Below are 23780 nucleotides of genomic sequence, written 5' to 3'. Positions count from 1 at the left end.
CCGTCGCGATGAACGCGCGCGTTGGACGGGGCGTACCGACCGACGAGCACCCGGGAGACAAGATGAGCGCGGTCACGCTGGTCCGCAGCCAGACCCTGACCGAAGCCGTGGAATACGCCTACGCCGCCACGGCCCCCGCGTCCGCGCGGGTGGTGTGGACCGCGGGCGCCTGCCCGCTGGACGCCGAGGGCAGGACCGTCGCCGTGGGCGACTACGCGGGCCAGGCCGAGCAGGTCATGCGCAACCTGCGCACCGCCCTGGCCGACGCCGGGGCCGACCTCACCGACGTCGTCAGGACCACGGTCTACGTCGCCTCCAGTCGACAGGAGGACCTGGTCCGGGCCTGGAAGGTGGTGCGTGCCCACATGGGCGAGCACGACGCGCCCGGCACCCTGCTCGGGGTGACCGTGCTCGGCTACGAGGACCAGTTGGTCGAGGTGGAGGCGGTCGCCGTCACGTCCGAGGCCGGCTGACCCCCGCTCCGGAGCCGGCCGCCCGCCGGTGGGCGGCCACCCGGGCGCGGGTGGCGCAGCGGCGCGAGCAGTACCGGCGCGGACTGCCGCTGCCGAGGTCCACGAACGCCCGCTCGCACCCGTGCGCCGCGCACACCCCGCCCGGTGGGCGCTGGCGGTCGGCGAGCAGCAGCGCCAGCACCAGGCACGAGGAGGCGGTGAACCACTCGGCCAGCGGCGCGTCGTCGCGGGAGTCCACGTGGACGTGCCAGTGCGTGGTGCCGCCGTGGTCGGTCAGCCGGGGCTGGTGGGCGCGGGCCAGGAGCCGGTTGATCCGCTCGGCCGCGCCGCCGACGTCCCGCACGGCCAGGACCTCCCGGATCCGGTGGGCGGCCTCGCGCATCTGGTCGACGTCGGTCTCGGTCACCGGATCGGTCTCTCCGTGGACGCGCAGCACCCGGGCGAGGGCCGCCGCGTCGGTGTCCTCCTCGGCCAGGGCGTTGAGCAGGTCGGTGGTGCGGTCGGCGACGGCGCGCACGGAGCGGCCGGTGATCGCGTGGGTGAAGGGCATGGCGCCCAATGTAACGCCTCTTCCACCTTGTGCCGTTACCTCGTAGCGTCCTGGACATGTCACAGCGTTATGGCCTGGTCCGGTACCTGACGGGGGCGGTGTGCGCGCGCACCGGCGACGAGACGTCGGGCCCGGCCCTGCTCCTGTGGGGGATGGCGCTCACCGGGGCGGTGGGCGCCGGATCGGCCCTGCTCGCCGGGCTCACCGCCGCCGCGGCCGTCGGCGGCCCCCTGGTGGGTGTGGTGCTGGACCGCTCCTCCCGGCCCGGGCGCCTGCTGGCCGCGGCCCTGGCCGTGTACGCGGCGGGACTGGCGGCGGCCGCCCTCGCCCTGGGCCGTCTCCCCCTGCCCCTGGTGGTGGCCGGGACCCTGGCCGTCGGCCTGGTCGGGCCCGTGCTGTCGGGAGGCTGGACCGCGCAGTTGCCGCGGGTGGTGGCGCCCGGACGGCTGCCGCGTGCGAGTGCGTGGGACGCCATGACCTTCGGTGCGGCCGGCCTGCTCGGCCCGGCACTGGCCGGTGTGGCCGCCGCCGTCTCCGGTGCCGGGGCGGCGGTGGCCGCGGCCGTGCTCCTCCTCGCCCTGGCCGTGCCCGCCGCCTGGACCCTGCCCGGACGGGCACCGCGCCGTGCCGTGTCCGGGCCCGTGGCGGCCGACCTGCTCCGCGGGGTGCGCGCGGTGCTCGGCAACCGGGCCCTGCTGCGGGTCACGGCGGTGACCGCGGTCTCCGTCGCGGGCACGGGCATGCTGGTGGTGTGCGCGCCCGTGGCGGGCCTTCGCCTGCTGGGCTCCCAGGAGAGCGGGGCCCTGCTGCTGTCGGGCATGGCCGTGTGCTCTCTGCTGGCCAACCTGGTACTGGCCCGCAGGCCGCCGCGGGCGCGCCCGGACACGGTGGTCCTGGCCTGTGTCCTGGTACAGGCCGCCGGTACGGCTCTGGCCGCCCTGGCCTCCTCCCCCGCCCTGCTCCTGGCGGGGGCCGCACTGGTGGGCGCTGCAGAGGGGCCCCAGCTGGCCTCGCTGTTCGCGGTCCGCCACCGTGAGGCCCCCGAGCACCTGCGCTCCCAGGTCTTCACCACCGGGGCCAGCCTGAAGATCTCCGCCTTCGCCCTGGGCGCCGCCGTCGCCGGCCCCCTGGCCGAGGTGTCCGTGCCCGTGTGCCTGGCCGTGGCGGCCGGAATCCAGGCGGTGGCGGCCCTGGTGTACGCGGGCATCCGCGTGGGTGCAGGACCGCAGCCGTCCTCCACTCCTGGCAGACTGCGCGCATGAGAGCGACCTCCGCGCGCCTGCTGCGCCTGTTGTCCCTTCTGCAGACACGCAAGGACTGGCCGGGCGGCGAACTCGCCGAACGGCTCCGGGTGAGCCCGCGCACCGTGCGCCGGGACGTGGACCGGCTGCGCGAGCTGGGCTATCCCATCCAGGCGACCATGGGCACCGGGGGCGGCTACCAGCTCGGTGCGGGCGCCTCCCTGCCGCCGCTGCTGCTGGACGACGACGAGGCCGTGGCGGTCGCCGTGGGGCTGCGCACCGCCGCCCAGGGCGGGGTGTCGGGGATCGAGGAGACCTCGGTGCGAGCCCTGGCCAAGCTGTTGCAGGTCCTGCCCTCGCGGTTGCGCCGCCGGGTGGACGCGCTGGGGACCTTCACCGTCCCCATGCCCTCCGGGGGACCCGCGGTCGACGCCGACACCCTGGCCCTGGTGGCCGCCACCTGCCGGGACAGCGAGCGGTTGCGCTTCGACTACGAGAGCCACGACGGCAGTGCCTCACGCCGGACCGTGGAGCCCCACCGGCTGGTCGCGCGGGGGCGGCGCTGGTACCTGGTGGCCTGGGACACCGTCCGCGACGATTGGCGCACCTTCCGGGTGGACCGGATGCGCCCGCTCACCCCGACCGGCCCGCGCGTGCCCCCGCGCGACCCGCCCGAGCAGGGCGTGGTCGCCTACCTGGAGGAGCGGATGAACGTGCACATGTGGCCCGTACGGGCGCGGATCAGGCTGTTCGTCCCAGCGGAGGAGGCCGAGCGTACGGCCGGCGCCCACGGGCGGATCGAGCCGGTGGACGAGCGCTCGTGCGTACTGGTGTGCTCCGGGGACTCACTGCTGCACATGGCCTGCTACCTGGGCATGCTCGACATGGACATGGAGGTGGAGGAACCGGACGAGCTGCGCGGGCACATGGCTCGCCTGGCCACCAGGTTCCACCGCGCGGCGGCCTCCGGCTGACACCGGCTCACAGTCGGTCGACCTCGGTCAGGTCGATGTCGACGGAGTAGGGGAGCTCGACCTTGAGCCGCTCATGATGGATGCCGGTGGGTACGTAACGGACTTTGGCGGGATCCAGTTCGTACACGTACACCACGGGCGCGTTGTCGTTGTTCTCCACCCGCCAGAAGTGCGGGATGCCCGCCTCCGCGTAGAGCTGGGGTTCGCGGTGCCTGTCCCTTTCCACGGATTCGGGCGACACGACCTCGACCGCGAGCGCCACCGCCTCCGGGGAAAGGTGCTCTGACGGTTGTCCACCGCCTCGGCGTCCACCACGATGATCGGGTTCGGGTCGCTGTCGCGGCCCGAGCGTGACCGTCATCTCCCGGCGCACACGGCGGTGGGGCGGAACCGTACGCCGCAGTCCGGCGGTGAGCAGGTCCAACACCACACTGTGAAAGCCCGGCTGAGGGCTCATGAGGACGAGGCTTCCGTCGATCAGTCCGGTGTGCGGGGGCAGGGCGTCCAGGTCCTCGGCCCTGAATCCTCTGGTCGGGGGGATGAGCCAGTCCGGTAGCGGTCGTGCGCACATGTCTGCCTACCGACCGTGGAAGTTGCCTCGCGGCAAGAATGGCCTCGCCACCCTCCGGTTCAACGAAGTCCGCCCGCACGCACGCCAAAAACGCTACTTTGGGGAGTCATCCATACCCGAGGAGTAACGAAGGCAGTGGTGCAGGTGTCCGTCCAGATCAAGAGCCCCGAACTGCGCGGTCTGAGCGCGCCGCCCATCGTGCGGGACTTGTGCCCCGGCTACCGCGTCGCCCGCTGGGACTCCCCCGCCGCCCTGGCACCTCCCTGCCGCGAGCGCCTCCACCACACCCTGCGCGAGCTGGCCGCGCGCGCCTTCGGCGCCGACCACTCCGGCTACTGGCGCACCCGTGTCGAGGCCGGATTCTTCGACCAGATCGCCACCCTGGCGCTCATCCTGGGCCCCGACGGCTCCCCCGTCGGCTGGGGCGGGTACCACCGCCGCCGCTTCGCCTCCCGGCGCGCCCTCTACCTGGACGCCGCGGGCGTGGTCCCCGCCCACCGCCGGTTCGGCCTCTCCGCCGCCCTGATGACCCACTTCCTGGCCCGCGAGGTCCTCCTCCACCCGCTCCGGCGCACCTACGTGGTCCTGCGCACCCGCCACCCGGCGGTCTACGCCGGATGGCGCAAGGGCCTGGGCGCCGCCCGCGTCTTCCCCAACGAGCTCCGGCCCCTCCCCGCTCTGGTCCGGCGCATCGCGGGCGAGGCCGCGGAGTGGCTGGGCGACGGCCCCCGCCTGGAGACCGACACCCTGCTCGTCCGCGACGCCTACCGCATGTTCGACGGCGAGGTCTACGGCACCCGGCCCCGCAGCGGCCACACCCCGCTCGACGACTACTTCGCCCACCGGGTCGGCCCCAAGGACGCCGTCCTGGTCGTGGCCCGCACCAGCGCGCCCGTCCTGGCCCGGGCCACCGCCGCACGCGTGCTGCGGGCGCAGGTCCGCAACATGCCCGCGGTCGGCGGTCGTCCCGTGCGCGGCGCCGAGCCCGCGGACCCGGTCGCCGGGACCGCTCCCGGCGGGGCGGGCCCGGCCGGACTCATGCCAGGGGCACGGCCTTGACGGTGGCCGGGCTGTAGACCAGGCCGCCCATGTCGCGGATCCGGTCGGTGAGCCGGGCCAGGCGCAGGCTCTCCGCCCAGGGCATGTCGGGGCTCTCGCGCTCGCCCGCGGCCACGCGGCGCGCGACCTCCTCGGCCTCGTACTCGTAGCCGTTGGCGCGGAAGGGCCGGTGGAACTCCTCCGGCTCGTGTCCGTCGCGGTGCAGTACCACCTCGGTGGCCGCCCAGAAGTGCGGGATCTCCAGCCACCCTCCGGATCCGGCCAGCACCGCCCGGTTGGGCAGAGTGGCGCGCGAGGAGCACGCCAGCGAGCCGGTGCCGCCGTTCTCGCCGCGCACGAGCACGGTGGTGTGGGTGTCCACCATCCGGTCGGGCGACAGCTTCCGGGTGGCGCCCACGACGGTCAGCTCGCCCAGGTAGTGGGAGGCGAGGGCCAGGGGGTACACGCCCAGGTCGAGCAGGGCGCCGCCGCCCAGGTCGGCGTTGAAGATCCGGTGGTCGGGGTCGTAGGGGACGTTGCTGCCGAACTCGGCCGAGATCCAGGACACCTCGCCGATCGCCCCGTCCCCGACCAGGTCGCGCACCAGGCGGTAGGCGGGCAGGTAGCGGGTCCACATCGCCTCCATCAGGAAGCGGTCGTTGTCGCGGGCGGCCGCCACCATCTCCGCCACCTGGAGGGCGTTCATGGCCATGGGCTTTTCGACCAGCACGTGCTTGCCCGCGTTCAGGCAGGTCAGAGTGTTGGGATGGTGCCAGGGGTGGGGGGTGGCCACGTACACGGCGTCCACCTCGGGGCTCCTGGCAAGGTCCTCGTAGCTGCCGTGGCGTTCGGGGATGCCCCAGGCGTCGGCGAACTCCTCGGCCCGCTCCCGGGTGCGCGATCCGACCGCGGTGATCCGGGCCGTGGGGGTGGCCCTGAGCCCTTCGACGAAGGAGTGCGCGATACCGCCGGTCCCGACCACGCCCCAGCGCAGTCCGCCGTTGTCATCTGTCATGAGAGCATCCTAAAAACCCGGTCATCTCGGGATCGAGGCGGGGAAGGTACTCGGATTCCCCGCCGGGGGACCGTACGGTGTCCAGGGAGGCGGGCGAGGCCGCCCGTAGGCCACGAACGGAGGAGGACATGACGAAGACCCTCTCCCAGAGGCTCGGGGTACAGCCCGGTGACCGGTTGCTCGTTCTCAACGCTCCGGAGCGCTACCTGCGACTGCTGGACCCGCCCCCCGACATCCACGTCGACCTGGGTCCCCTCGAGGGCGCGGAGTACGACGACGTCCACCTGTTCGCCCTGGACCGGGGGACCGTGGATCGGGAGGTGCCCCGGACGCTGGCCGCGGTGGGGCCGCGTACCCGCCTGTGGGTGTGCTATCCCCAGCGCGGCGGAACGATCATCACCGACCTGGCCGCGGACAAGGGCTGGGACCTCCTCATCGACTCCGGGTGGCGCAGCACCGCCCAGGTGCCGATCGACTCGGACTGGGCGGCGCTGCGCTTCGAGCGCGCCGGGAGTCCCTAACCGGAGGTGACGGTCAGGGAGCCGCTGACGGTGTCGGCCTCGATACGCGCGTCCGCCCCCGGGGAGGTGTCCACCTCCACCTCGCGCCCGCCGGACGTGGACTCGCCGGTGACGTCGTAGGTGCCCTCGGGTACCCGCACGTCGATCCCGCCGCTGGTGCTCTCCAGAGCCAGCAGGTCGAAGGCCTCGTCGGTGGCGACCCCGATACTCCCCGAGACCGTGGAGGCCCGCGCCTCGGTGAAGCCCCCGCCCAGCTCCAGGCCGCCGCTGGTGGTCTCGGCCACGACCGTGCGCGCCTCGAACCCGGACACGTCCACCTCCCCGGACGTGCTGCTGGCCTCCAGGCGCTCACCCGCGCCCGCGGCGGTGATCTCCCCGCTGGTGGTCTCGGCGACCAGGGACCCCTCCACCTCGGACACGTCGATCCCGCCGCTGGTGGTCTCGACGGTGACGTCGCCGCTGTTGCCCGCCACCTCCACCTCGCCGCTGGTGCTGGACAGGTCCAGGAGGCCGTCGACGCCCCGGACGCTGATCCGGCCGCTGATGGTCTCCACGACCACCTCGGTCCCCACCGGGACGGCCACCTCGTAGTCGATCGAGCAGTGGCCGAGGAACGGCACACCCGCGCAGAGCGCCTCCACCCGCAGGGCGTCCCCGTCCTCGCGGATGGTCTCCTCGGGTTCGGTGAGAGGGGTTCCCCGCAGGGTGCGGTCCACCCGAACCCCGTCGCCGCCACTGGTGAGGGTGACCTCGCCCCCGGTACGGTTGTCGATCCGCACGGCCGGGGCGCCGTCGAAGGTGTCGCTCCGGTCGCCGTGGTCCACGCCCACGCTGCCCAGGACCGAGAACGCGGTCGCCACCACCAGGGCCGCCACCAGCACCGCGCCCAGGAGCAGCCACGGCCCCACGCGGAACCTGCGCGGCTCCTTGCTCGACGAGGCGTACAGGCCCCGCGCCTTGAATGTCACTGTCTTTCCTTTCCGGGGCTCGCGCCCCCTGTGAGCGGTCAGGCCCGGTCCGCGCCGCGCAGGTAGCGCAGGACGGCCTGGACCCTGCGGTGGTCGTGGTCGTCCTGGCCCAGGTCGAGCTTGGTGAAGATCGAGCGGATGTGCTTTTCCACGGCGCGTTCGGTGACGGTCAGCCGGGCCGCGATACCCGCGTTGTTGAGTCCCTGTGCCATCACCTCCAGCACCTCGGTCTCGCGGGGGGTGAGGCGGTCCAGCGCGCTGTCCCGGCTCCTGCTGAGCAGCTGCGAGACCACCTCGGGATCGATGGCGGCGCCTCCGCCGGCCACCCGGCGCAGCACCCCCAGGAACTCGTCGATGTCGGCGACCCGGTCCTTGAGCAGGTAGCCGACCTTGCTGGACCCGCCGCCCAGCAGGTCGGCGGCGTAGCGGCTGACCACGTGCTGGGACAGCAGCAGCACCGCCACCTCCGGGTACCGCTGGCGGATGGCGATGCCCGCCTGGATGCCCTCCTCGGAGTAGGTGGGCGGCATGCGGATGTCGACCAGGCACAGGTCCACGCCGGGGTTCTCCTCCACCGCGCGCAGCAGCGCCTCGGCGTCGCCGACCTGCTCGACGATCTCCACACCCGAGTCCTCCAGCAGCCGGGCCATCCCGCTGCGCAGCAGCACCGAGTCCTCGGCGATGACCACCCGCGGGCCCTTCTCGGCGGGCGGTACGGGGTTGGCGCTGGTGTACACGGTCATGCCTCCCATGGGATGTCGGCGGTCAGGACAGTGCCCTCACCCGAGGGGCTGTGCACGGTCAGGGTGCCGTCGACCGCGTCCACGCGGTCCCACAGGCCGTACAGGCCCGTGCCCGCCTCGGGGTCGGCCCCTCCGGCGCCGTCGTCGGTGACGGTGAGCCGCAGCAGGTCGCCGCCGCGCCGGGCCGGGCGCGGTATCCGCTCGGCGGCCACGGTGACCCGCGCGGCCCCGGCGTGCTTGGCGATGTTGGTGAGCGCCTCGCAGGCCACGTAGTAGGCCACCCCCTCGGCCCGCGGGGAGGGACGCTCCCCCAGTTCGACGTCGACCCGCACGGGCACCGGGGCGCGTCCGGCGGCCACGGGCAGGGCCGCGCCCAGTCCGTGGTCGGTCAGGACCCTGGGGTGGAGTCCGCGCGCGACCTGGCGCAGCTCGTCCATGACCTCGCGGGACTCGCGCTGGGCCTCGGTGATCAGTTCCAGGACCGTCTCGGGGTCGGTACCCACACGTGAGCGGGCCCGGGTCAGGGTCATGGACAGGGCGAGGAGCCTTTGCTGGGCGCCGTCGTGCAGGTCGCGCTCGATGCGGCGCCGCTCGGACTCGGCGGCGTCGACCATGCGCAGGCGGCTGTCCTGGACGTGGACCAGGCGGCGGCGGATGCGCACCTCGGGGGCCTCGAACAGCAACATGCGGTGCAGCAGGACCTCGGTGGCCACGACGAAGGGGGCCAGGCGCAGGCCCACCAGGGCGCACAGCGGTCCTACCACCACCAGGACCAGCGGGCCGACCAGGTCGCCGGGGGCGCCCTGGGCCAGTACGAACACGATGCCGACCAGGGCGCCGGCGGCGGTCGCTCCGCCGCACACCACCAGCAGCACCACCGCGCCCGCGGCCAGGAGGCCGTGGGCTCCGGCGACGGTGCTGTAGACGACCGCGGACCAGGCGTCTCGGCCGAACAGGAACCGCCAGGCGCGCAGGAGCGGGGTGTGGGCGGCCAGGGGGTCGGGCGGGCTGGTCTCCACGATCCCGAACACGTTGTCCAGCCGGTTGCGCTGGACGCGGCAGGCCAGGCGAGCAAGCAGAGTCGCGGCGACGGGAAGGGCCACCAGGAAGGCGACGGCGTCGACGGCCGGCCGGTCGGGATCGCGCCGGGGCACGTCGGGCTGCCAGGGCGCGGTGGCCGCGAAGCCGATCCAGGTGGCCGAGACGATGAGCATGAACGCGGGCGCCAGGTAGAACAGGGCCAGGGCCAGGGAGGTCATCAGGTGCAGGACCTCGACCAGGCGCACCCTCCAGGCGGCCCCGTAGGCTTCTGCGACGCGGGGCAGACCGGAGAGGGAGGGCGGGAAGGCCCCGCTCCCGCCGCTCGCGCTGTCGTGTGTGCTCTGACCGGTCACGGCACCAATCTAGGTTTCACGGCCCCCGTGACACGAGGTCATCAGCACGTGAGGTGGGGGTGGTGCTGGCACTACCGGTACGTCTCCCGAGGACGGAGAAGGGGTCGGAGTGGACGCTGCGGGGGTGGCGGTGCGGCCGGTGCTGGCCGACGTCGGCCGGATCAACATGCTCTTCGCGCTGGAGGAGCGGCCTCCCGGCCCGGGATGGCTGCCGTTGGGCGGTGCGGAGGCGGGCGTGGAGGACGGGACGCTCGCCGCGGAGGTGGAGCGGGTGCGCGGGCGGCTGGCGCAGCTGTCGGGGCGGCCGGAGGCCCCGGTGGAGTGGCGGGTGGCGGCCTCGGTGTTCCACCAGGGGCTGGCGACGCGGCTGCTGTCGCCGGTGCTGGCGGCGGCGCTGTGCCACGGGGCGCTGCTGGACGCGGCACGGTTCCACTGGGACCCGCACCGGGAGGGGCCGGTGGTGCTGCGCACCTCGCAGCAGCGGGCCGCGCCGGTGGCCGGAGGGGCGGCGGAGGCGGCCGACTGGGTCGAGCGCACGGTGGTCCTGGGGGTGATGGCGCACGTCGCGCGGGATCTGGCCGGGGTGGGAAAGGTGGCGCGGGGGCTGCTGCGCGGCAACACGGCCTCCGCCCTGGCCGGGGCCGTGCGCGCACTGGGAGCGGACCGGCCCGCCCTGCGGGGGCGGGCCGAGGAGGTGGCCGGGGACCTGCTGGAGCGCCCGTCCCTGGCCGGAACCGGTGCCTACACGGGGGCGGACGCCTCGGGTGCGGCGGTGTTCCGGCGCACCACGTGCTGCCTGTACTACCGGGTCCCGGGTGCGGGCTACTGCGGGGACTGCGCGCTGCGCTCCTGAGGGCGCGCCGCGCCGGCGACGCTTCCGTCCGGCCCACCGGTGGGGCTCTCCGGCGAGGACGTGCGCTCTGTCGCCTCCCCCTCCGTCCCGTCCGGGGGCGAGGGCTCGGGGTGCGGCGTTCTCGGGTGGTGGCCGACCTGCCCGCCGCCCACGCCGAGGCCACCGCGGGCCGCCTGCCCGGCAGGACCGTCCTGCTCCCCCGGACGGGGCCCAGTTGAGGATCGGGGCAGGGCGTGCGGAAAGGGCCGACACCACCCGTGAAACAGGTGGACGCACCGGTCGGTCTGCGGGACCCTGCCCTGATGGTCACCCCACCGCTTCCTCCCCTGTACCGTGACGCCGACTTCAACGGCCCGCTCTCCGACGCCCACGCCGCCAGGCTGATCCACTCGCTGGGCCCGCTGGCCGGGAAGCGGATCGTCGACATCGGCTGCGGCTGGGCCGAACTCCTGCTGCGCGCCCTGGCGAGCGAGCCGACCGCCACCGGATTCGGCATCGACCTCGGCGAGGAGGCCGTCGGGCACGGACGTGCCAACGCCCGGGAGCGCGGACTGGCCGACCGCGTCCAACTCGTGGTCGGCGACGTGGGCTCCTGGCCCGGCACACACGCGGACGTCGTCGTCAACAACGGCGCCGCCCATGTGTGGGGCGGTGAGCCGGAGACGCACACCGCCAACGCCCTGGAGGCGGTCTCCGACCTGCTCGGGCCCGGTGGCCGGTTCCTGTTCGGCGAGTGCTTCTGGCTGCGTGAGCCGACCGGGGAGGAGTCGGAGACCATGCGCGACATCCCGCGCGCCCAGTACCGCTCGCTCCCCGACCTGGTGGACTTCGCCCTCTCCCACGGCTTCCGGCTGCGGGCGCTGTCCCAGGCAGACCTGTGGGAGTGGGACGACTTCGAGAACCGGCACACTCAGGGCCTGGAGGAGTGGCTGCTGGCCAACCCCGGTTCCCCGGACACCGACGAGGTCCGTGCCAGGGCCGACCGGTACCGCGAGTTCCGGGTCCGCGGCACCCGGGAGACCATCGGTTTCGCCTACCTGTCCCTGATCCGGGTCTGACCCGTGCGCGACGGCAGACTCCGACACGCGCCGGGGTTTGCCGTACCCGGACGGCCCGTGGGCGCGATCCGGGGCCGGGACCAGGTAAGGCTTGTCCCATGGACAACCACGACGACCGCATCCGGGTGCGCGGCGCCCGCATCCACAACCTGAGGAACGTGGACACGGAGCTGCCTCGGGACGCCTTGGTCGCCTTCACCGGGGTCTCCGGGTCGGGGAAGTCCTCCCTGGCCTTCGGGACCCTCTACGCCGAGTCCCAGCACCGGTACCTGGAGTCGGTGGCGCCGTACGCGAGGCGTCTGCTCCAGCAGCTCCCGGCCCCGGACGTGGACGACGTCACCGGGATGCCGCCGGCAGTGGCGCTCGCCCAGCCGCGCTCCGCGCCCTCGGTCCGCTCCACCGTGGGCACCCTCACCACGCTCTCCAACACGCTGCGCATGCTCTTCTCCCGGGCGGGCACCTATCCGCCCGGGGCGGAGCACCTGGACTCCGACTCCTTCTCCCCCAACACCGTGGTCGGCGCCTGCCCCGTATGCCACGGGGAGGGGGTCGAGCACGAGGTCACCGAGGGGTCGCTGGTGCCCGACCCCGGGCTGAGCATCGCTGAGGGGGCCATCGCCTCCTGGCCCGGGGCTTGGCAGGGCAAGAACCTGCGCGACATCCTCGACACCCTCGGGTACGACATCCACCGGCCCTGGCGGGAGCTGCCCCAGGCCGAGCGCGACTGGATCCTGTTCACCGAGGAACAGCCCGTGGTGACCGTCCACCCGGTCCGTGAGGCGGGCCGTGTTCACCGGCCCTACCAGGGAAAGTACAGCAGCGCCCGGAGGCTGGTGCTCAAGGCGTACGCCTCCTCCGCCAGTGAGGCCCGGCGGCGCAGGGCGGCCGAGTTCATGGTCAACCGGACCTGCCTGGAGTGCGGCGGTCGGCGGCTGCGGCAGGAGGCGCTGCGGGTCACCTTCGCCGGGCACACCATCGCCGAACTGGCGGCGCTGCCCCTGACCGAACTGGTCGCCCTGCTGCGCCCCTGGAGGGAGGACACGGGGGCTGCGGGGGCACTGGCCGGGGAGATCACGGGACGGGTCGGGGTGTTGGCGGAGCTGGGCCTGGGCTATCTGAGTGTGGCCCGGCCGGCACCGACCCTGTCCACCGGGGAGTTCCAGCGGATTCGGCTGGCCACCCAACTGGGCACGGGGCTCTTCGGGGTGGTCTACGTCCTGGACGAGCCCTCCGCGGGCCTGCACCCGGCCGACTGCGAGGCGCTTTCGGGGATCCTCCGGCGCCTGCGCGACGGGGGCAACACCGTGTGCTTCGTCGAGCACGCCCCGGACATCGTGCGCGGCGCGGACTGGATCGTCGACGTGGGGCCGGAGGCGGGCGAGCACGGCGGGCGCGTCCTGTACAGCGGCCCGGTGCCCGGCCTGCGCGAGGTCCCGGAGTCGGTGACCCGCCGCTACCTGTTCCACGACATCCTCCCGGAGCACCGGACCCACACCCCCAGCGGACACCTGGGACTGCGCGGGGCCACCCGCAACAACCTGCGGGGGCTGGACGCCGACATCCCCCTCGGCGTGTTCACCGCCGTCACCGGGGTGTCCGGTTCGGGCAAGTCCTCCCTGCTGGCAGAGATCGGGGCCCGGGCCACCGAACACGGCCGGGTGGTGTGGGTCAGCCAGCAGCCCATCGGGCGGACACCGCGCTCCAACCTGGCGACCTACACCGGGCTCTTCGACACGGTGCGCAAGCTGTTCGCGGCCACCGAGGAGGCCCGCTCGCTCGGTTACGGGCCCGGCCGGTTCTCCTTCAACGTCGCGGGGGGACGCTGCCCGACCTGTGAGGGGGAGGGGTTCGTGTCGGTGGAGCTGCTGTTCCTGCCCACCACCTACGCCCCCTGTCCGACCTGCGGCGGCTCGCGCTACAACGACGACACCCTCCGGGTGGAGTATCGGGGGCGCACGGTCGCGGACGTGCTCGCGATGTCGGTCGAGGAGGCGGCGGGGTTCTTCACCGAGGATCCCTCGGTGCGGCGCTCCCTGGAGACCCTCTCCGGGGTCGGCCTGGGTTACCTGCGCCTGGGCCAGCCCGCCACGGAGCTGTCCGGCGGCGAGGCCCAGCGGATCAAACTCGCCACCGAACTCCAGCGCCGCCGGGTCGCCGACACGGTCTACCTGCTCGACGAGCCCACCACCGGCCTCCATCCGTACGACACCGACGTCCTCGTCAGCCGTCTGCTCGACCTCGTCGGCGCAGGCGCCACCGTGGTGGCGGCCGAGCACGACATGCGGGTCGTGGCCATCGCCGGCCACGTCATCGACCTGGGCCCGGGCGGTGGTTCGCAGGGCGGCCGGATCGTTGCGCGGGGCACGCCCGCGCAGGTCGCGGCTGCCCCGGACAGCCGGACCGGCTCCTATCTGAAGGAACTGCTCTGACGCGCCACGTCCTCTCCCAGCCGCCGTCCGGTGAACTCGGCCGTCTGGGCGGGCCGAAAGGCCGGCGCGCGGGGCCCGAGCGGTGGCGGAGCGGCCCGCGGCCTTCGCCGTGCACGGCCTTGGTTGAGAAGACACGGGACTCTGACCAGGGAACACATCAATTGATCTCATGATATGAGAAAGAAATCTCACAAAGAGAGATGACGGGTGTAGGGTCCAGGGTGTCGGTACGCCTCGGCGACCCATGAGAGGGCACCCCCATGACGCGCTACACCCACGGCCAACACCCGTCGGTCACCAACTCCTATCGCTGGCGCAACGCGGACAACTCCGCCGCCTACGCGCTCCAGGAGATGGCCCCCGGCCGCTCCCTGCTGGACGTGGGCTGCGGTCCGGGCAGCATCACGACCGACCTCGCCCGGCGGGTGGCCCCCGGTCCGGTCACCGCGGTGGACTCCTCGGCCGAGGCGGTCGACCTGGCCCGCGCCGCCGCCCGGGAGGCCGGAACCGACAACGTCGAGTTCCTGGTCGGTGACGTCCACGACCTGGACCTGCCCGACGACGGTTTCGACGTCGTCCACGCCCACCAGGTCCTGCAGCACGTCGCCGATCCGGTTCGCGCCCTGTCCGAGATGCGCCGCGTGGCCAGGCCCGGCGGGGTCGTGGCCGCCTGCGACAGCGACTACTCCGGCATGTACTGGTACCCGCGTCCGCCCGAACTGGACGCGTGGATGGACCTCTACCAGCGCGTGGCGCGCCGCAACGGCGGCGAACCGGACGCGGGTCGGCGCATGGTGGCCTGGGCCCGCGAGGCGGGGTTCACCGACGTCACCTACGTGGCCGAGGTGTGGAGCCACTCCGACCCCGACCGCCGCGCCTGGTGGGGCGGTATGTGGGCCAGGCGCATCCTGGAGTCGGACATGGGCCGCCAGGCCCTCCGGGAGGGCCACGCCACCCAGGAGGAACTGGAGCGCATCTCGGCGGGCTGGAAGGCGTGGAGCCAGGATCCGGACGGGGTGTTCGTGATCCCGCGCGGCGCGATCCTGTGCCGGGTCTGATCCGCCGAGCCCCTCCCCGTTCCGGGGCCCGTGTCGGGCGCGGGGGCCGACGGCGTCGCCTCGCATGATCCGCAGCCCGGCAGGAAGGGGTGGAGGTGACATGGGGAACGTTAACGTGCGGTGGCGACATCTTCCCGGTGCACTGGCGAGTCGCAAGGAAGCGATATATCTTCGATCTATCGGGAAGATGTGGCGGTCCGCTGACGCCGTACTGGAGGAGGCAACATGTCCGACCTGCCGATCGGCTACTGGCTCAAACACCTGGACAGGCTCATCGAGAACGACTTCGACAGGGTCCTGGCCTCGGAGGAACTGGGGCGCCGCCACTGGCAGGTGCTCAACTCCCTGCACACCGAACCCGGGACGGTCGCCGACCTCGACCGCAGGCTCGCCCCGTTCCTGGAGGAGGACGAGTACACCGTCACCCCGGTGGTGGACCAGTTGCGCCAGCGCGGCTGGGTCGAGGGGCTGGTCGCCCTCGCGCTGACCGCGGAGGGCGAGAGCGCGCACGAGGCCCTCTTCGTCAGGGTGCAGGACGCCCGCCGCCGTCTCTCGCGCGGGATCGGCGACGAGGAGTACCGGATCGCCGTCGACGTTCTGGAGCGGATGTCGGCCAACCTCGAACAGGGCTGACCCGGCCGGGCCGCGGGCTCGGCCGGGCCGGTCCCCGGCGGGTTCAGGGAACGGGAAGTTCCCGGGTGAGCTCGACGAAGGCCAGGTCGGCCCGCATGGGCAGGCCGAAGCTCTCGTCTCCGTAGGGGAAGGGCTCGGTCCTGCCGGTGTTGGTGTAGCCGCGCCGCTCGTACCAGGCGATCAGCTCCGGGCGCTGCTTGAGCACCTTCATCCGCATCAGGCGGCAGTTCCACTCGCGGGCCGCGGTGTTCTCGGCCTCGGCCAGGACCCGCTTGCCCAGTCCGCCGCCCTGGATGCTGGGCAGCACCGAGAACATGCCGAAGTAGGCGCCGCTGACGCCGCGCTGGAGCTCGCAGCAGGCCACGATCCGCCCCTCGGCCTCGGCGACCAGGACGATCGTGTTGGTGCGCTCCAGCAGTCCGGCCATACCGTCGGCGTCCACGCGCTGGCCGTCGAGCAGATCGGCCTCGGTGGTCCATCCCTGCTTGGAGGAGTCGCCCCGGTAGCAGGAGTTGACCAGCTCGACGAGAACGGGGACGTCGTCGGCCACGGCGTGCCTGTAGGTCAGTTCGGGCTGGGGCCCGGACGCCGACTCACTGGTCTGACTGGTGGTCACGCGCATCTCCCCTGGTGGTTCCGGTCACTGGTCCCACCCAGTATCGACCACCGGAAACAGCGGAGAATACGGGCCCTCGGCATGAGAGGCGACGCGGAGGCGCATGTGACCGCGTACGGGCTCGAAAGGGCGGCCCGTCATGAGGCGGCGTGGTGGCGCCAGGCCTCCTCGACGCGGGAGAGGAAGGCGCGCAGCCGGTGCCGGGCGTCGTCCGGGTCGGTCATGCCCGGGGTGACCATCAACTGCAGGGCGAGGCCGTCCACCTGGGTGTGCAGGTGGCCGGACCACTCCTCCGCCCACGGGTCGGGATGGGGCTGGAAGGGGTCCTGCACGGGCAGCCCGGTGATGGCCGCGACCAGTTGGCGGTAGAGCCTGCGCTGGCTGGTCCAGCGCTGTTCCCGGTCGCGGTCGTACTCCCCCAGGATCCCGGCGGCCTCCCAGGCCCGGTACTCGGTGCGGCGGGCCTCGTCCAGGGGCAGGAGCTGCTCGGCGTACTCGGCCACCCGGTCCAGCAGGGGCGTGTCCGGTGACTGGGTGCGCCCCAAGGCCAGGATGCGCTCGGTGACGCGCTCCTCGGACAGGTTCATGGCGAAGACGAGCAGGTCCTCGCGCGTGGGGAAGTAGTGGCGCAGCGCGCCGGGCGACCAGCCCGCCTCGGCGGCCACGGAACGGATGGACACGGCGGTCGGTCCGGAGGCGGAGATGACCCGCCACAGGGCCTCGGCCAGTTCCCGGCGGCGTTGTTCGTGGTCGACGATCTTGGGCACCCCTCTTTTCTAGCACAGCTGTGCTACTTTATTTAACACAAGTGTGTGATAAAAAGACGGGAGACCACCGTGCCACCCCTCGAAGTCCTGGTCCCGGTCGCCGGACTGGCCCTGCTGGACACGCTCAGTCCCGCCACCATCGGCGTCTCGCTGTACGTGTTACTCAGCGGGGCGCGCCCGGTGGCCCGCCCCCTGTTCGCCTACCTGGCCACCGTCGCGGCCTTCTACCTCACCCTGGGCTGTGCGCTCATGCTCGGCTTCGGCTTCCTGTTCGAGGCGCTGGACGGCCTCGCCGGCAGCCCCGTCCTGGGATGGCCGATGGCGGCCCTGGGCGGGGGCATGCTCGCCTACGCGCTGTTCGCGCCCGCCCGCCCGCGCAGGCAGCGCGGGCCCGCCTCCCTGAACACCGCCGCGATGGTGGCTCTGGGGCTGGCCACCGGCCTGCTGGAGGGCGGGACCGCCCTGCCCTACTTCGGCGCGATCGGCGTCATGACCACCGCCGAACTGCCCGCGACCGTGTGGGTGCCCCTGATCGCCGCCTACAACGTCGTCATGGTGCTGCCGCCGATCCTGCTCTACCTGGGCCACCGCGCCCTTGGCGAGCGCCTGCGCCCGCGCCTGGAGCGCTGGCGCACCAAGGTCGAGTCCGGTTCCCGGGAGGCCATGGGCTGGGTCCTCGGCATCGTGGGCTTCCTGGTCCTGCGGCACGGACTGTGGCTGACCGGGCTCCTCGACGGGGCCGCCACCTTCCTGGACGGCCTGTGACGCGGCCCTGGCGGGGCTGGTGGTGCTGGACCAGGCGCTGGCCCCGGTGGACTGGGCGGCGATCGTGGCGGTCGTGGCGGACACCGCCACCAGTGCACTGACCGCGGGACGCACGCGCGCGCGGCGGCCCCGCCCCGGGGTTTGACCTAAACATTTGTTGAGGTTCTACGGTTCATGGCAACGACCCCGACAGACCCGGTGAGCGACCATGAGCATGGAAATGGCCGCGTGGAACTCGATCTACCACGCGATGCACGCCCGCGAGGACCAGCGCCCCTTCTCCCCACCCGTCCTGCGCCGAATCGCCTCCTTCGCCCGACCCCACGCACGGCACCTGGGCTGGTTCCTGGCCCTGAGCGTGTTCACCGCCGTCCTGACCGTGGCCTCCCCGCTCCTGGCCGGGAGGGTCGTCAACACCATCACCGGCGGCGGAGCCCTGGCGACGGTGCTCTTCCTCGCCGGGCTCATCGCCGCCGTCGCGGTCCTCGAAGCCGTCCTGAGGCTGCTCGTGCGCTGGCTCTCGGCCCGGGTCGGCGAGGGCCTCATCCTGGACCTGCGCACCACCGTCTACGACCACGTCCAGCGCATGCCGGTCGCCTTCTTCACCCGTACCCGCACCGGCGCGCTGGTCAGCCGCCTCAACAACGACGTCATCGGCGCCCAGCGCGCCTTCAGCGACGTGCTCTCCGGGGTGATGAGCAACCTGGTCACCCTGGTCCTGGCCCTGGGGGTGATGCTCGCCCTGTCCTGGCAGATCACCCTGCTGGCCCTCGTGCTGCTGCCGCTGTTCGTGGTGCCCGCGCGACGCATGGGCGCGCGTCTGGCCAGGATCGAGCGCGAACGCACCATCCACAACGCCGCCATGGGCACCCAGATGACCGAGCGCTTCTCCGCGCCCGGAGCCACCCTGGTCAAACTCTTCGGCCGCCCGCAGGAGGAGTCCGCCGAGTTCGCCCGCAGGGCCGGACGGGTCCGGGACATCGGCGTGCGCACCGCCATGGTCCAGGAGGTCTTCTTCACCGCGCTGACCCTGGTCTCCGCGCTCGCCCTGGCCCTGGTCTACGGACTGGGCGGGTTCTACGCCCTGCGCGGCCAGCTCGACGCGGGCACCGTGGTGTCCATGGGAATGCTGCTCACCCGCCTGTACGCCCCGCTCACCGCCCTGGCCAGTGCCCGCGTGGAGGTCATGAGCGCCCTGGTCAGCTTCAGCCGGGTCTTCGAGGTCCTGGACCTCGAACCGCTGGTGGACGAGCGGCCCGGAGCAGGAACCGTTCCCGCCGGGCCGGTGTCGCTGGAGTTCGACGACGTCACCTTCTCCTATCCCACCGCCGACAGGGTCTCGCTGGCCTCCCTGGAGGAGGTCGCCACCCTGGACGTCACCGAGCAGCGCGAGGTGCTGCACGGGGTGTCCTTCCGGATCGAACCCGGGCAGACGGTCGCCCTGGTCGGCTCCTCCGGCGCGGGCAAGTCCACCATCGCCCAGCTGGCCCCGCGCCTGTACGACGTGGACTCCGGGGCCGTGCGCCTGGGCGGGATGGACGTGCGCGACCTGACCTTCGACTCGATACGCGCCACCCTGGGCATGGTCACCCAGGACGGACACCTCTTCCACGAGTCCATCCGCGCCAACCTGTCACTGGCCCGCCCCGAGGCCTCCGAGGAGGAGCTGTGGGACGTGCTGCGCCGCGCCCGCCTGGACGAACTCGTCGCCTCCCTGCCCGACGGCCTGGACACGGTGGTCGGCGAACGCGGATACCGCTTCTCCGGTGGTGAGCGCCAGCGCCTGACCATCGCCCGACTCCTGCTGGCCGCACCCGAGGTGGTCCTCCTGGACGAGGCGACCTCGGCCCTGGACTCCACCTCCGAGGCCGCGGTGCAGGCGGCCCTGGCCGAGGCACTGGAGGGGCGGACCGCCCTGGTCATCGCCCACCGCCTCTCCACGGTCCGCGCCGCCGACGCCATCCTCGTGGTCGAGGCCGGAAGGATCGTCGAGCGCGGCACGCACACCGAACTGCTCGCCCGGGGCGGCCGCTACGCCGAGCTGTACCGGACCCAGTTCGCCGCCGGCGATCCCGAGCCCGCCACGGCCGGGTAGGCCTTCCGGACCCCGTCCCCCGGTGGCGCCACACCGGGGGACGGCCGTGCCACACCCGCCCGCGGGACCGGGGACGGGGGCGCGGGGGCGCCCTCGCCCTCAGACCCCGCGCACGACGCGGGCCGGGTCGCCGACCGCCACCACGTTGGCGGGTAGATCGCGCGTGACCACCGCTCCGGCGCCGACCACGGTGTTCTCCCCGATGCTCACGCCGGGGCAGACGATGACCCCGCCGCCCAGCCACACGTCGTCGCCGATGGTGATCGGCTCGGCCGAGTCCCACTTGGCGCGCCTCTGCTCAGGGTCGACGGGGTGGGCGGGAGTGAGCAGTTGTACGTTCGGGCCGATCTGCGCGTCCGCGCCGACACGGATCGGGGCCACGTCCAGCATCACCGCGCCGCAGTTGACGAACGTGCGCGGCCCGATGCTGAGCCGGTACCCGTAGTCCACCCGCAGGGGCGGCCGGACCCAGGTGTCCTCACCCAACTCGCCCACCAGCTCGGCCAGGAGCTCCCGACGGGCCGGATCGCCGACGGAGGAGTTGTTGAACGCCTCGGCGCGCTTCTCCGCGCGGACCAGATCGGCCTGGAGCTCGGGATCGTCGGCCTGGTAGAGCCCACCGGCGAGCATGCGTTCCTTCTGGCTGGTCATGCGTTTGCCTTCTGAGGACACCTGCGCACGACCCTAGGGGTACTTCGCGCCGCTCCGGCCAGGCCCGGCCGCCGGACCCCGCGAGGTGGTGCGCGGTCGCGAGGGCCGCGACACCGGCGAACCGCTCGCGGGCGACTCGCCTGTCGCCGGGCCCGTACGGAAGGGGCCGCCCCCGCTCTCCGGGAGGCGGCCCCGGTGGGACGGCGACCGGTCAGAGGATCCTTCTGGCCCCCGGGACGGCGCGGACCGCGGCGGCCAGGAGCCAGCAGGCGGGGAGGGCGACGGCGCCCACCGCGGCGAACTTGATGATCGCGACCGCCTCCCAGCCGCTCAGGGCCAGCCCCAGGCCGACCAGCACCAGCGGGTGCAGGAAGTACACGGCGAAGGCGTTCTCGGACAGGAACCGGGTGAGGCGGTTGCCGCGGTTCAGGAAGCGCCGGAAGAACACCAGCAGCATGAGCACCGTGCCCACCGCGAAGCAGGTCTCCACCACGATCTGTGCCAGGGCCTGCCAGGTGCCCGGCGTCAGGGCGGCCTCGCCCAGCACGGTCGTGACGAGCGGCAGCGCCAGGAGTCCCGCCGCGGACAGGGCGGCTCCGAACCATCCGGCCGCACCGGGCAGCCGGGTCAGCCAGTTGCCCCGGTAGGCGAGCACGCCCACCGTGAACAGGGCAAGGTACTGGGGCAGGTATCCGGGCGAGGGCAGTCCCACGAAGGGCCAGTACGGCGCGGGGGCCAGGTAGCGCCAGACGAAGGTGGCCAGGGCCAGGCCCAGGGTGAAGCCCAGGACCGGCCACGGCCAGCGCAGCGGCGCGCCGTCGGCGGGGCGGGCCGGGGGGCCGACCGCCAGGCCCGCCCGCCTGGCGCGGCGCTCACGCAGGCCCCGGATCATCACGTAGGCCAGGGTGAGGACGAGCAGCACCTCGACGAACCACATCGGCCCCGGGTCGAAGCTGATCAGGTAGAAGAGCCAGTACGGGAGTTCGGATCCCTCGGCCGCGGCTGCCTCGGCCACGGCCGGGTACACGTGGGCCGTGGCCAGCGGGCGCAGCAGCAGCACGAACAGCAGCAGGGGCACGCCCAGGCGTACCAGGCGTTCGCGGACCAGTCCCCGTCGGCCCCTGCGGTCGGCCGCTCCGGGCACGAAGTAGCCCGCGAGCAGGAAGAACAGGCCCATGAAGTAGGTCTGGTTGACGATGACGAACAGGTCGAGCAGACCGCCGGAGGGGTCCTGGGCCGACTCGGTGTAGAACCAGACCGGGATGTTGCCGTAGGTGACCGCCACGTGGTGCAGGACGACCAGCACGGTCAGCGCGGCCCGCAGGTTGTCGACGTGGTGGAGGCGCCTTCCCGGCGGTGGCGCGGCGGTGTCCGGGCCCAGGGGCGGTACGGCGTGCTGTGTCATGTTGTCCTCGTCACTCGGGGGTGGGGCGACGGTCAGTCGGCGCGGGTGGCGCGCACGAGCAGTTCACCCAGTTCGCGTGCGTGCGCCAGGAGGTCGTGGCCGGGGTGGGCGTCCCAGTAGGCGAACATCGCGTCGATCGCCGACTGCTGGGTCACCGCCATCACCCGCACGTCGAAGCCGCGGAACTCGCCGCTCTCCTGCCCGCTCCGGTAGAGCCCCTCCAGGGCCTCGTAGAGGGCGTCGGCCTCCGCCGCCCCGTAGCGCGGCGAGCCGTCCTCCTTGCGTGCGTGCGTGAAGATCTGCGCCAGCGTGGCCATGCGCCGCTGGTTGGCCAGCGCGTACTCGGCCACGCCGCGCACGTGGGCGCGCAGCATGTCGGCGGCGCTCGCCTGCTCCAGGATCCCGGGAAGGACCGTCTCGGAGATCTCGGTGTAGACGTTCGTCACCACCTGGTCCATCAACTCGTCCTTTCCGGCGAAGTGGTAGGAGATCACGCCCTTGCTGATCCCGGCCGTGCGCGCGATCCGTGCCAGGGAGGCGTTGGGGTAGCCCACCTCGGCGATGGCCTCGATCGCCGCCGCGATGATCTGCGCCCTGCGGGCCTCCTCGATGAAGGACCTGCTCTGACCGCCTGGTTTATTTTTTGACTGCATGGCCAGAATCTAGCACGAACGGCCAGAAAACTATCGGGGATGACCCTGGTACGCCCCTGGGACGCCACCCACCGGCCCCCGGGGCGCCGGGAAAGTGGGGCTGGAGAATCCGTCAGGAGAGCAGTACCATCGAAAGGTGGCGCGGTCCCGCGCCCAACCCCCGGTTCCGGTGCCCACGCCGCCGGCTGTGAGGGGGCAAAGGGGGCCTTGAGTTCTCGGGACGCCGGTCTGATGCGCCTCATCCGGCGGGCGACGAAAGCGTGGGTTTCGACGCCGTCGCCGAGGAGCCGTCATGACCAGGAACAAGTCCTTCAAGCAGCGGGTGCGCGCCCGGATGGGCCGGACCGGCGAGAGCTACTCCGCCGCCCGCAGGCACCTCCTCGTCCGAGCCGACAGCGCTCCCGATCCCGCCGGCGCGGCCCCCGTGTCCACCACCGCGGGCGCCGCTTCGGCAGACGCCCGCACCGGTGCCGGGGGCGCCGTCCGGGACCGGGCCACCGCTCCCACCGCGGCGATGAGCACGCGGATCCCCGATGCGTCCGTCAGGGAGCGCACCGGCCGCGACTACGCCGGATGGTTCGCGCTGCTGGACGCCTGGGGCGCCGTCGGCCGTACCCACACCGAGATCGCCGCATGGCTGGTCGAGGAGCAGCACATGCCCGGCTGGTGGGCCCAGACGGTCACCGTCGCCTACGAGCAGGCGCGCGGCCTGCGCGTTCCGGGCCAGAAGAAGGACGGGTTCGCCGTCAGCGCCAGCAAGACCGTCAACGTGCCGGTGGAGCGGGTCTTCGCCGCCTTCACGGAGGAGGGCCGGCGCGAGCGCTGGCTGCCCGCAAGCACCCTGTCGGTGCGCACCGCCACGGAGCCCCGGCGGCTGACCGCCGACTTCGACCACGCGACCCGGCTCACCGTCGGGTTCACGGCCAAGGGCGAGAACAAGGCCGTGGTCGCCTTCGAGCACTCCAAGCTGGCCGACGCCGAGGCCGCCGAGGCCGCCAGGGCGTTCTGGAGGCAGCGACTGGCAGTGCTCAAGGACCTGTTGGAGCAGGACCGGGGCTGACCGTGTGCCCCCGGACGGGAGGGCTCCGTCCGGGGGCCACGTCCCGCTCCCGAGGCGGCAAAGCAGCGTGTGCCGCTCGACCGGCTCGCCGCGTCCCGGCTGGGTGAGGCCTCCACGCGGTGCACGAGCGGGCCGGGCGGAACACGGCGCGCGGGCGACTCCTCCGGTGCCGCAGGCGGGCGCTCCGACCCCCGACGTCCTTCCCTGGAATCCCCGGGTCTGCCGGCCCACATGATCGCCGAGCGTCCC

Annotated in this window: 25 protein-coding genes; 14 read left to right on the top strand and 11 right to left on the bottom strand. The window is 73.0% G+C overall.

Annotated features, from left to right (window positions below):
* Positions 1-62: 62 nt before the first annotated feature.
* On the top strand, positions 63-473 hold the full coding sequence (locus tag A6A08_RS04250; protein WP_073701278.1) for a RidA family protein: 411 nt from the start codon (positions 63-65) through the stop codon (positions 471-473).
* On the opposite strand, the gene A6A08_RS04245 is transcribed toward A6A08_RS04250, so the two are convergent.
* The gene (locus A6A08_RS04245) at positions 454-1023 is read right to left on the bottom strand and encodes a CGNR zinc finger domain-containing protein (protein WP_073701192.1); all 570 of its coding nucleotides are present in this window, start codon (positions 1021-1023) and stop codon (positions 454-456) included. The two genes, A6A08_RS04250 and A6A08_RS04245, sit on opposite strands and share 20 nt — an antisense overlap.
* Positions 1024-1079: 56 nt before the next feature.
* Between A6A08_RS04245 and A6A08_RS04240 the strand changes: the two genes are divergently transcribed.
* Together A6A08_RS04240 and A6A08_RS04235 are read left to right on the top strand one after the other, a co-directional pair.
* The gene (locus A6A08_RS04240; RefSeq protein ID WP_073701191.1) at positions 1080-2285 is read left to right on the top strand and encodes an MFS transporter; all 1206 of its coding nucleotides are present in this window, start codon (positions 1080-1082) and stop codon (positions 2283-2285) included.
* Positions 2282-3238 (top strand): YafY family protein, encoded by a 957-nt coding sequence (locus tag A6A08_RS04235; RefSeq protein WP_073701190.1) that lies wholly within the window; start codon positions 2282-2284, stop codon positions 3236-3238. The genes A6A08_RS04240 and A6A08_RS04235 overlap by 4 nt, the downstream gene beginning before the upstream one ends.
* 7 nt (positions 3239-3245) lie before the next feature.
* On the opposite strand, the gene A6A08_RS04230 is transcribed toward A6A08_RS04235, so the two are convergent.
* A complete protein-coding gene (locus tag A6A08_RS04230; protein ID WP_073701189.1) occupies positions 3246-3809 on the bottom strand; it encodes a Uma2 family endonuclease in 564 nt (187 codons plus the stop codon).
* Between the two features lie 135 nt (positions 3810-3944).
* Here A6A08_RS04230 and A6A08_RS04225 point away from each other — a divergent pair, with 135 nt between their 5' ends.
* Complete coding sequence (locus tag A6A08_RS04225) at positions 3945-4868, top strand: GNAT family N-acetyltransferase (RefSeq protein WP_199866835.1); 924 nt, start codon at positions 3945-3947, stop codon at positions 4866-4868.
* On the opposite strand, the gene A6A08_RS04220 is transcribed toward A6A08_RS04225, so the two are convergent.
* The gene (locus tag A6A08_RS04220; protein ID WP_073701188.1) at positions 4846-5862 is read right to left on the bottom strand and encodes a Gfo/Idh/MocA family protein; all 1017 of its coding nucleotides are present in this window, start codon (positions 5860-5862) and stop codon (positions 4846-4848) included. The genes A6A08_RS04225 and A6A08_RS04220 overlap by 23 nt on opposite strands.
* 128 nt (positions 5863-5990) lie before the next feature.
* On the opposite strand from A6A08_RS04220, the gene A6A08_RS04215 reads away from it, so the two are divergent.
* Complete coding sequence (locus A6A08_RS04215; RefSeq protein ID WP_073701187.1) at positions 5991-6383, top strand: hypothetical protein; 393 nt, start codon at positions 5991-5993, stop codon at positions 6381-6383.
* Here the strand turns inward: A6A08_RS04215 and A6A08_RS04210 are convergent.
* The 3 genes from A6A08_RS04210 to A6A08_RS04200 are packed head-to-tail and all read right to left on the bottom strand — an operon-like array spanning position 6380 to position 9353.
* The gene (locus A6A08_RS04210; protein WP_073701186.1) at positions 6380-7351 is read right to left on the bottom strand and encodes a DUF4097 family beta strand repeat-containing protein; all 972 of its coding nucleotides are present in this window, start codon (positions 7349-7351) and stop codon (positions 6380-6382) included. The two genes, A6A08_RS04215 and A6A08_RS04210, sit on opposite strands and share 4 nt — an antisense overlap.
* A 38-nt stretch (positions 7352-7389) precedes the next feature.
* Complete coding sequence (locus A6A08_RS04205) at positions 7390-8094, bottom strand: response regulator transcription factor (protein WP_073701185.1); 705 nt, start codon at positions 8092-8094, stop codon at positions 7390-7392.
* Entirely contained in the window at positions 8091-9353 is a 1263-nt protein-coding gene (locus A6A08_RS04200) for a sensor histidine kinase (RefSeq protein WP_073701276.1), read from the bottom strand. Before A6A08_RS04200 ends, A6A08_RS04205 begins: the two co-directional genes overlap by 4 nt.
* 244 nt (positions 9354-9597) lie before the next feature.
* Here A6A08_RS04200 and A6A08_RS04195 point away from each other — a divergent pair, with 244 nt between their 5' ends.
* The 5 genes from A6A08_RS04195 to A6A08_RS04175 all read left to right on the top strand — a co-directional run bounded on the left by A6A08_RS04195 (position 9598) and on the right by A6A08_RS04175 (position 15519).
* Complete coding sequence (locus A6A08_RS04195) at positions 9598-10341, top strand: (2Fe-2S)-binding protein (RefSeq protein ID WP_073701184.1); 744 nt, start codon at positions 9598-9600, stop codon at positions 10339-10341.
* Between the two features lie 302 nt (positions 10342-10643).
* Complete coding sequence (locus A6A08_RS04190; RefSeq protein ID WP_073701275.1) at positions 10644-11399, top strand: cyclopropane-fatty-acyl-phospholipid synthase family protein; 756 nt, start codon at positions 10644-10646, stop codon at positions 11397-11399.
* Positions 11400-11497: 98 nt separating this feature from the next.
* On the top strand, positions 11498-13828 hold the full coding sequence (locus tag A6A08_RS04185; protein ID WP_073701183.1) for an excinuclease ABC subunit UvrA: 2331 nt from the start codon (positions 11498-11500) through the stop codon (positions 13826-13828).
* A 260-nt stretch (positions 13829-14088) separates the two neighbouring features.
* Positions 14089-14886 (top strand): methyltransferase domain-containing protein, encoded by a 798-nt coding sequence (locus tag A6A08_RS04180; RefSeq protein ID WP_073701182.1) that lies wholly within the window; start codon positions 14089-14091, stop codon positions 14884-14886.
* 225 nt (positions 14887-15111) lie between these two features.
* Positions 15112-15519 (top strand): MarR family winged helix-turn-helix transcriptional regulator, encoded by a 408-nt coding sequence (locus A6A08_RS04175; RefSeq protein WP_073701181.1) that lies wholly within the window; start codon positions 15112-15114, stop codon positions 15517-15519.
* Between the two features lie 43 nt (positions 15520-15562).
* Here A6A08_RS04175 and A6A08_RS04170 read toward each other — a convergent pair whose 3' ends face one another.
* Positions 15563-16141, bottom strand: coding sequence for a GNAT family N-acetyltransferase (locus tag A6A08_RS04170; RefSeq protein WP_143181665.1), 579 nt, complete (start codon positions 16139-16141; stop codon positions 15563-15565).
* A 131-nt stretch (positions 16142-16272) separates the two neighbouring features.
* Positions 16273-16902 (bottom strand): TetR/AcrR family transcriptional regulator, encoded by a 630-nt coding sequence (locus A6A08_RS04165; protein WP_073701180.1) that lies wholly within the window; start codon positions 16900-16902, stop codon positions 16273-16275.
* Positions 16903-16971: 69 nt separating this feature from the next.
* Here A6A08_RS04165 and A6A08_RS04160 point away from each other — a divergent pair, with 69 nt between their 5' ends.
* The 3 genes from A6A08_RS04160 to A6A08_RS04155 all read left to right on the top strand — a co-directional run bounded on the left by A6A08_RS04160 (position 16972) and on the right by A6A08_RS04155 (position 19762).
* Positions 16972-17667 (top strand): GAP family protein, encoded by a 696-nt coding sequence (locus tag A6A08_RS04160; protein WP_073701179.1) that lies wholly within the window; start codon positions 16972-16974, stop codon positions 17665-17667.
* A 19-nt stretch (positions 17668-17686) separates the two neighbouring features.
* Positions 17687-17812, top strand: coding sequence for a hypothetical protein (locus A6A08_RS29070; RefSeq protein WP_274533997.1), 126 nt, complete (start codon positions 17687-17689; stop codon positions 17810-17812).
* A 63-nt stretch (positions 17813-17875) separates the two neighbouring features.
* A complete protein-coding gene (locus A6A08_RS04155; protein WP_073701178.1) occupies positions 17876-19762 on the top strand; it encodes an ABC transporter ATP-binding protein in 1887 nt (628 codons plus the stop codon).
* A 99-nt stretch (positions 19763-19861) separates the two neighbouring features.
* Here A6A08_RS04155 and A6A08_RS04150 read toward each other — a convergent pair whose 3' ends face one another.
* The 3 genes from A6A08_RS04150 to A6A08_RS04140 all read right to left on the bottom strand — a co-directional run bounded on the left by A6A08_RS04150 (position 19862) and on the right by A6A08_RS04140 (position 22471).
* Positions 19862-20413 (bottom strand): sugar O-acetyltransferase, encoded by a 552-nt coding sequence (locus A6A08_RS04150; RefSeq protein ID WP_073701177.1) that lies wholly within the window; start codon positions 20411-20413, stop codon positions 19862-19864.
* A 211-nt stretch (positions 20414-20624) separates the two neighbouring features.
* The gene (locus A6A08_RS04145) at positions 20625-21818 is read right to left on the bottom strand and encodes an acyltransferase family protein (RefSeq protein WP_073701176.1); all 1194 of its coding nucleotides are present in this window, start codon (positions 21816-21818) and stop codon (positions 20625-20627) included.
* A gap of 32 nt (positions 21819-21850) precedes the next feature.
* Complete coding sequence (locus tag A6A08_RS04140) at positions 21851-22471, bottom strand: TetR/AcrR family transcriptional regulator (protein WP_073701175.1); 621 nt, start codon at positions 22469-22471, stop codon at positions 21851-21853.
* A 292-nt stretch (positions 22472-22763) separates the two neighbouring features.
* Here A6A08_RS04140 and A6A08_RS04135 point away from each other — a divergent pair, with 292 nt between their 5' ends.
* A complete protein-coding gene (locus A6A08_RS04135) occupies positions 22764-23531 on the top strand; it encodes a hypothetical protein (RefSeq protein WP_073701174.1) in 768 nt (255 codons plus the stop codon).
* Positions 23532-23780 lie beyond the last annotated feature (249 nt).

The sequence above is a fragment of the Nocardiopsis sp. TSRI0078 genome (assembly GCF_001905145.1).
Classification (GTDB): Bacteria; Actinomycetota; Actinomycetes; order Streptosporangiales; family Streptosporangiaceae; genus Nocardiopsis.
This window is presented reverse-complemented; position numbering and strand designations above follow the sequence as displayed.